This window comes from Candidatus Omnitrophota bacterium (genome assembly GCA_023227985.1).
Lineage (GTDB): Bacteria > Omnitrophota > Gorgyraeia > Gygaellales > Profunditerraquicolaceae > JALOCB01.
In genome coordinates this window covers 1-9,307 of the sequence record JALOCB010000044.1, presented here as the reverse complement: position 1 = coordinate 9,307, position 9,307 = coordinate 1, and the positions used below count along the sequence as shown (strand labels likewise).

General features: G+C 47.4%; 1 protein-coding gene. It reads left to right on the top strand.

The features are described from left to right. Positions 1–11: 11 nt before the first annotated feature. Positions 12–9,307 (top strand): YfcE family phosphodiesterase (locus M0R35_07235; GenBank protein ID MCK9595448.1); only part of this gene is annotated, 9,296 nt, incomplete at its 3' end.

Genomic DNA, 9,307 nt, shown 5'->3' with positions numbered 1-9,307 from the left:
TCGGGGATAAATTGGAAGGATTGGCCGATATAGGCATGAAGGCCTGCGGATGCCAGCCGATGTATTCGCATATACTAAAAGCAGGTAAAAGGGTCTGTGTTGATTATTCCGGGCTTATTAATAACGAGGTCATAAAAAGGGTTTATGACAACGGTGGTAAACCGGTAAGTTTTCAGGTGCGGGCCTGGGATGAAAACACCCCGGGTGACCCGTATAAGAACCCTTTGTATAAAGTAGAGGTATTTAAGATCACCCGCGGCGGAACAGATGACTATTTATTCTGGGCTCCAAAGGCCCTGGATATCCTTTATACCGATGACCGGGTCCATCGTTTTACGCAGGAAGTCGTTTTTGGCAAGGCGGTCTATAAATTCTTCCAAAGGATGAATATGGTCCCGGACATCCTGCACCTTAACGAGGCGCACACTGTGGTGGCCGCTACTTTGATCCGGGCGGATGATGTTTATTTCGATAAAACAGCTTTGGTATATACCAACCACACTATTGTCCCTGCCGGGTTGGAGATGTTCTGTGCTTCCCATCTGGGAACCGACGTGGACCGGATGATGTATGTTGTAGGCACTCCCGGCGAAAGGCATTTGGAGGCGCGTTCGAAGTTCTTGAGCTCCGACGGCTTTGTGGATTTCTGTTCCGCCGCCGTAGGTTTGGAGGACGTGGTCATCAACGGGGTCAGCGACGAGCATGCAGTGGCGACTAAATATCTTTTTGAAGGTATGCTGGATCATGACTCAGGGGACCAGGTTATCGGGATCCTTAACGGCTCGGGAAAGAGCTGGAAGTCGGACAGTCTAAGAAATGCCGAAGAAAAAGGGCTGCTTGACGATCCGCAGCGGCTCTGGTCTATACATGAAGAAAGTAAAACCATTTCTTACTCTGAAATAGAAAGACGCACCGGAATATCCCTGGATGCGAATAAACCGGCTTTATGGGCAGTCAGAAGGCTGGTTGATTATAAGAGCCAATACCCGATATTGCAATTCCTGGTGCATCTTTTATGCGCTGACAGAGATGAAACTTTTACCCGGGAAAGTTTAAAGACGTTATGGCTGCGGGATATACATCCGGAACCCGGAAGATATTATAATGCCGAAGAGGTCCTGGGTTATCTGTTTAAAAACAGGCAGGTTATTAACGGCCTGGGGATGCAGGTGGTAATAGGCGGTCCGGAATATATGCCGTTCTGGGTGGAGGAATTCAAACGATGGACGAAAATGCCGGAATTTTCCGGCAGGTTTGTTTATATCCCCAATTCCGACGCTAAAATGCTTAAGTTGCAGGCGATCGGAGCCGATCTGTGCGTGAATATGCCCCGGCCTTTAGAAGAAGCCTGCGGCACCTCTGATCAAAGGACAGGGTTGAACGGCGGGGTTAATATAGCGTTGAACGGCGCCGGACCGGCAGAATGGATAGTTGACTATGATAAGAAAACGAGGTCCGGATGCGGATTTTTGATCGATTCCTATACTGAGAAAGATAAGTCGGATAAAACAGTAGCCGACGGAAAGCTGTTTTACGATAAGGCCCCGGCGGACATATTCCGGAAAGCTGAAATAGCTTCAGGCATGTTCTATGATGATAAAAACCAGTGGAAGAAGCTGATGCTGGATTCTTACCGGGCGGCAAACCTGAGGGTTACAGCTGAAGCTATGGAACAAAGATACGCTTTGAAGGTTTACGGCAAGGCGATCGAGAAACGCGCTAAAACCTTAAAAAGAGAAAAAGCCGATCCGCTGGCGCTTCTGTTGGACTTAAAGGCCCAGGCTGTTAAATATCTCTATTTCGATCACAAACTTGATGATTGGGCGATAATTACCGGTTCTCCGCATTTTGATCAGCGCAATCCAGATGTTGGATTATCGAACTGGGGCAGGGATACAATGGTTTCATTGCCGGGGATAAGCCTTGTTACAGGCAGGCCCCTTCATGCCCGGGCAGTATTGGCGGCTTATTTTAAATTCGTGCGCGATGGGCTTCTGCCTAATCTTGTGGGCGACGGGCAAGATCCTTGTTATAACAGCGTTGATGCCGGCTTATGGCTTTTCTGGGCTGTAGGCCAATATTTGAGAAGCACCGGAGACTATGAATTTTTGAAGGCGGACATAGAACGAAAATACTCGGCAGGAAATAATACCGTATATCAGATACTTGAAGAAATAATCCGGGCGCATATAAATGGGATAAAGACCGCGCACATGTGGGAGAATCCGGAAAAGGGCGCCACCTATTTTCGCCCTATCGATATTCATATGGATAAAGCGGATTGTCTGCTTTATAGCGGGAATAAAAATACGCAATTGACCTGGATGGACGCCCAGGTGGATGATCTGCCGGTTACCAGCAGGCATGGCAAGGCTGTAGAGATAAATGCCCTTTGGTATAATGCTCTGGTTGTCATGGACGATATCGTAAACCGCGGCGCGGATAAAAACACCGAATACCGTATTTTAGCTGAAAGGGTCAAAGAAAACTTTGTGAAATTTTGGAATGCAGACGAGAAATGTCTTTTTGATACTATTGACGGGAGTAAAGAGCAGGCAGAAAAGGTGCGGCCTAATCAAATAATCGCGGTAAGCTTCGGCCTGCTGGATAATGACAAGTCGATCCGGGTGGTAGAGAAGGTTAAATCCGAGCTGTTTACTCCCTGCGGCCTGCGCAGCCTGTCGTATAAGGATGAGGGTTATAAATTTATCCATATAGATAATTCTTCGTATCATCAGGGAACCGTATGGCCCTGGTTGATGGGTTTTTTCATTCAGTCCCATATAGCGGTATATGGCAGGGCGAAGACCGTTGAATTCCTGGATAAAAGCAAATATTTCGAATTTCTAGCGTATTTATTCAAATACGTGCAATCATTTCCGGAAATATTCAATGGCCGGATGGAAGGCGAGATAAAAGGACTCGCGGAAATATCCGATGAACGCTGTGAATCTATCTTTGCCTGGAATGAATTAGGTTGCAAGGCCCAGGCCTGGAGTGTCGCTGAGAACCTGCGCGGGTTAGCGCTTCTTTTTCCCGGGGAGGAGGATAAGGATGTTTCTGATCCGGGCAAAACAAAGATAATATATGAAATGGTCCTACGGGACTACTGTGACCCGATAAACAATACCTGTGGTTTAGTTAACGCGCAGGAAGAACTCGCTTATCTGGCAGAATGCGGGATAGATTATATCTATCTGTTGGGGTTAATGGAGCATACCGGCAGTCCTTTTGAAATAATAAACCCCCGCAATATCGATAAAAGGGCAGGCAGCTTTGCCGAACTCGATTCTTTCATCAAAGGCGCAAAAGCTGCGGGGATAAGAACTGTCCTGATCGACCAATTAGCTAATCAGCATATAGCAAAATCAAGTTATCTGTGCGCAGAACATCCTGAACGTTTTCTTTATACCAATGTTACTGACGGAAATTATTTCAAGGAAGAGAGAACAGCGCTTATCCGGGGCAGTAGCCTGACCCGGGAAGAATTGCACAGAAGAATAACTGCCGGAAAAGGCCTGGCAGAGGCGTTGCATAACAGCCGGATGGATGTTTCAGGAGAACTGGAGTTTGAAGGCAGGAAAATAGAAATCAATCCTGCGGATGCGCGGTTGCGTGCCATGGTCGGATATCCGGAAGCTAAAGAATTCGTAATCCCCCCGGATGAAGGCCTATTCCTGGTTTCGGCTACGGATGAGGTCCCCCTGAAATATTTCCCCAGACGATGGAGAAGTCTGGCTCAGCCCGATCTTTCTGATCCCGCGGTGATCGATAGCGGGATCGAAACCGGTTTTTTCTGGTTGAATAAAAATATCGGTGGTTTCAGGGTGGATGCTGCATTATCCGTATTCCCGGATAAGTTAAAAGAAAATTGGGGGATAGAAACGGAGAATAATTCGGAAAGGTCTTTTATCGATAGAATACGGCTGGGCCGTGCCGGATCGTTCATTCTATTTGAAGGGTTTGAGAGGCATCCGGAGTTGCTGGGAATGGCTGATTTCCGCTTTTGCGGAGCATATAACTGGAAACCCAGGAATTATGCAAGCGAAGGGTTGGTAAACAGGGTAAAATTATCCGGCCTTATTGAATATTTGAAAGAACTGGAAGTTCAGCCTCGGGAAATGAGGGAAAACCTGGTAAATCTCGGCCCTGAACACGACGCCTTTGATTTTGGCGATCTTTGGGCACGGTTGGATAATAATGATAAACGGCTGCTGTATTTCATGTATGCGTTTATGCCGGGGTATATGCTGGTTTTTAACGGCCAGCTTATAGGCAAAAACCATAAATATAAAGGCGATTATTCCCAGTCCATGCCGGTCCCGAGGCTGTGTGATGCCAGTGCCTCGGATAGGGAATCGGGAAAAAGATTATTCTCGCTGCGCAAGAATAACCCTTTGTTGATCTCCGGCGAATACATGGTTCTTTCCGGACAATCCTCCGATATCCTGGCTATCGCCCGGTTCGATAAAGAAAAAAGCGTGATCGGGATAATTAACCCTATTAATGAAGATAAGGTCGCGGTGGTGGCGCTTAAGCCGTTATTAAGATTACAGGGAGTCCCCGGAGCCCGGGATGCGCAATATACACTAAGGTTTTATTCTTTGAGTGGAAATACAGAGGATCTTATCTGCGGCAACCCGGGATCCGGTAATTCCGGGGAATTGCTTAAAGAGGGATTGAAGCTCGGGATAAAAGCCAAATCCGCCGGGCTATTTGTGATCTCGATAGATAAAACTCCGGGCATACGGAAAAATGACGGCGGCGGGACTGATCGTTCGGCCGATAGTGCGCTCGTTGGCTTGCGCGAAGACGATCCGAGGATCCGAAGGATCTATCAAAGAAAACAGATCCACGCCCGGGAGGTTTTTTGGATCGTTTTTTCTTTTGTGGTGATGGGTATGATATTCTACTTCACGATCGGGATGAATTTCAGTCTTTTTATTATAGACGGGGCGCCGCAGGTCGCTTTTAAAGAAGGGGCGGGCTGGGAATATGCGTTAGCAACCTTGTTGTTCTGGCAGTTCCTTACTTACACGCGTTCGATAATCACCGACGAGATACTTTGGAACGGGAACGCGGTCAATAAATGGAAGGTAAGGGATATCGACTGGCCGAAGTTGGCTGATTTTTTTCGGGACGGCATAAAGGGAACGTTCTTGTTCATGGGTATTGACCTCGGGGGAAGCGCGCTGCTTATATATCTGTTCGGCTTGGATAATGTTTCCGCTTTTTTGATCGCCCGCGGCCTGGTGAGCACCCCGATCGGCATAATCTGGTCGCAACACATCCGCAAAAAACAGGGCTACGGCCGGGAAGCCCAGCGTAATGAAGCGATCAAGAGCTTTGTTTTTGATCTGATCTCCGTAACTGTTACCTATTTGGGCGGCGGTTCTAATCTCGGGGGGTTAATTATTGTGTATCAATTATTGCGTAAGATAATAGGCCAGGCGTGGAGTGTTATCGCAGACCTGTGGTATCCCAAGATAGTGATAAAGCGTGACCTTACACAGGATATATATTTTTTGATACCGTATAACCGCAAGAAATTCAGAAGCAGCGGGGTAACCCTGAAATTCGGTGATGAGGCCGAAAGATTCGGGAAAGATATGGTCAAAGCCTCGTATTATCTGCAAGAAAAGTTGAAGCGGGGTTTCGGTATCCGCCGGTTGAAAAGCGATGATATAGATGAAATGTTGAATAAGGCCGGGGTTTTATTATTGAATAACGGCAATTGGGATACTACAAACATTTCCGATATTATACGGTTAAAGACCTTATTGTTGGAACAGTTAGGCGCTGTTGAGATCAACACTATCTCGGAAGACAACGTCAGGGAGATCATTGAACCGGTAAGACTGCAGGACGCGCCCCGCGAGATAGTTTCTTTCATTAACTGTAATCTCTCTCTCCATAATTCCATTGTCAATGAATCTAAACAGTATTACCGCAAACTCCTGGCATTTTCTTTGCTATATGCCGGCAAAGATTCGATCGATAGCCAAGTCTGGCAGAAGCGCCTGCAGGCAGGGCAGGTTAAAAAAGAGAAGATATTGATCTGGGCTGTCGACCGTTCCATCCTGCCCGGTGGTATAGTATCCGGGTTGAACGGGATAAACGTCATTGTTGACCGTTTAGCCGGAGGGATGATAATCTTGACCTCTGCGAAGGATGACCCGAAAACCGTATTTGATCTGTATTGCGAGTCTTTAATGGGGGTCCAGCGTCTTTTGTATAACTCACAGGTGATCGGAAGGCTGGCCGGTGGCGATTCCCCGGAAAATTTCGGAGCTGATTTAATAAAGCACATTGAGTCCTGCCATAAGCCTGTAAGTATAGATTTCTACGGTTGGAGCACGGGGGAGATACTGGAGGGGATATTCGCCCGGCAGGTATTAAAGTTTATCACAGAGCGGTTATCCCGGAATCCCGATTCGCCGAAAGATCTAAGCGCCCTTTTTAATGAATTCGGCACGAGTCCTTTGTTAATAGACCGGATTGGCCTGCCGCTGCGCAAACTTTGCCGGCTGCAATTCACCGAGGACGTGATCAAAAAGGCGGACCTGCTGATCTCTGCCGAAAAGCTGATCGGCCGGAATATCATGAATATGCACGGGGAACTCTGGGGGGCGTTATTCGACTGGGATCAGAACGAGGCCTTTAATAATAAGGAGGAAATGAATCATAACAGGTTTATGCCTCCACAAAGTAAACCCTGTTTATTTGTGCCCAAGAGAAGCGGTATTGCTGATGGCGGATTCAAGGAGATAGAAAACACGGAAGGCATTAATACAGTAGGTATTGTTTCAGATACCCACGATGATAAGGGGAGTTTGAGCTTGGCAGTGAGATTCTTTAATGAGAATAAAGTGGATTTGGTGTTACACGCCGGTGATTTTACCGCAGCGGCTATGGTTGTAGAGTTAAACGGGCTTATCTGCCAATGGCGGGGGGTATTGGGAAATAGCGATACTCAGCAGTCCGCAAAGCTTTTGTCTGCCGCAGAGGAGAATATCTGGTTAGGCCCCGGGCCGCTGAAAATATTATTATCCGGGAAAGAAATTTGCCTGATCCATGATATAAAAGAGCTTAACGAAAACGACCGGCAGGATTCTGATGTTATCATATCCGGACATACGCATACTGCCTGGATGGAAGAGTCTGGCGGAAAGTTGCTTATAAATCCCGGCTCGGATAACTGGATGCATAGCGGGTGTTTTAATTCTGACCCTACGGTCGCTATCCTGGATTTGGGCAGCCTCAAGGTTGATGTTTATGAAATATCCTCGAAAGGTAAAGTCAGTAAGAAGCAGATGTATTCCTTTGGGGATGATGATTACGGTTTCGCTCGTGCTGGGACTGTTACCAACGGTAAACCCGCAGGGGAGGCGGTAATTGTCGCTTTAAGCCTGGGCGGTTCCAAGCTGGGCGCAGGGGTTTTGAACCTCAAGGGCGATTTTTTATTCGTTGCCGACTCATTAAATTTACATGAAATATTGGGGGTCAAACCCAAAGAAGCTATGCCTCAAAATATCGTTGCTTTGATCGATAGGCAGATCAAAAATGTCGTAGCATCAAGCGGCATAGACCCCGCTAATATAGAAAAAGCGGGTATTGCTTTTGCCGGTCCGGTTAATACGCGTTCCGGGATAATCGGCACTCCGTTTGCCGCGCCTAATCTCCCGTTCGATCATTTCGCGCTCCAAGATGTGCTCCAGGGTATGTTAAGATCGGATTATGGCAGAGATATCCCTGTTGTTATTGAAAACGATTGCATTGCCGCGTTGCGGGGGGAGCTTTCGCCAAAGGGAGCTTTGCATAAAATAGGGACAGGGACAGTTTTTATTATCGGCACCGGGATAAACGGCGCTGTAGCTAAAGACGGGAAGTCTTATCCCGGCCTGCAGGGGGAAATAATGGAACTGGGGCATAATATTGTTTTAACTGAAAAACTTCCGGCGGCTTATACGCGTTCCAACGGGCGTTATACGTATACCGGGTTTGTTACTAAGGGGGATCATCCTCGTGATGAAAACGGAAATATTGTTAAAGGGGATTTCGAGGATCGGCTTTCCGGACCGAATTTGGACGCGCGTTTTGTCCAAGAGGGATTTTCCCTGGTGGGGATAACGGATGACGCTTTAAAAGGAAGCGCCGCGGCTGCGGAACTGATAGAATCTTGCGGCAGGGAGATCGGCCAGGCCGTAGCCGCTTTTATTCACGCATATATTAAGGAAGATTTCGTCAGGGATATCATCCTGATTTCTTCGGTGTCCGAAAATTTGGGAAAAGGGCTTAAGGATTCGCAAGGCAATGATGTGTTTATATCCGCAGTGCAAAAAGGAGCCGGCGATGAATTAATGAAATTGGGAGTCGGCGAACAGGATGCGTGGGGTATTGTCGGCGGGATCATGCGCTCGAAGATGGATTACCGCCGGGAACTTGTAGGATTCGTCAACGCGGGTCCGGTTACTGAAAAAGAACCCGGGGATCCTAAGAATGATTTCGATGAATTGAAAAATGCCTTAGCCGGGCTGGGAGATGCCCTTGACGGAGGGGATCTTAATAAGCAGGGAAAAGGCGCGGTGATGTACGGCCGGATAATCCGTGGCCGCTGCCGGGGCGAGAGCTTCGAAGTGTTTTCCGCTGGATTTGCCCGGCGGATGGAAAATAATCTTAATGCCGCGCTGGGTATTTTAAAAACGCACAAAGTCCGGGAATTTGTCTACTGTCAGGGGGCGGCCAAGAGTCTCGATTTCATGGTCTCAGATGATGAATCGTCCGTATTTTTCGATTGCAGCCCCGGCGGGTTATTGCGTTTACCCGTATCCGCGTTCGGTAATCTAAATATGCTTGCTTTCATGCTTAGGCATAAACTTAATTGTAACAGGTGTATCGTTGATAAAAACGGTAATAACGATGATTTTTTAAGGCGTGAGGCCATCAGGAATGACATGAAGTTCTTCCTGAGATTAAATGGTCGGCAGCGCAAAGATATACTCCTTGGCCTGAAGAGGTTCCCTTATCCCGCGGAGGCAACATTAAGTGATATATCGCAGGCGGTAGACAATATTGATATGTCCGGTTTATTCCGTGACATCTACGGGCAGGATATCCATCGCTTCTGTCAGGATGAGCAGCGCCTTGTCCGCGATACTAAAAAAATAATCAGTTTTTTCGAGTCAAGCAGCATAACGGATGGCAGGATCATCGGTTTCATCCTCGGCTTGGTATATATCAACAGGATGAAATCCCGCGTCGGGATATCACTGCGCGCGTATGAATTGCAGGATCTTTTGACCGGGTT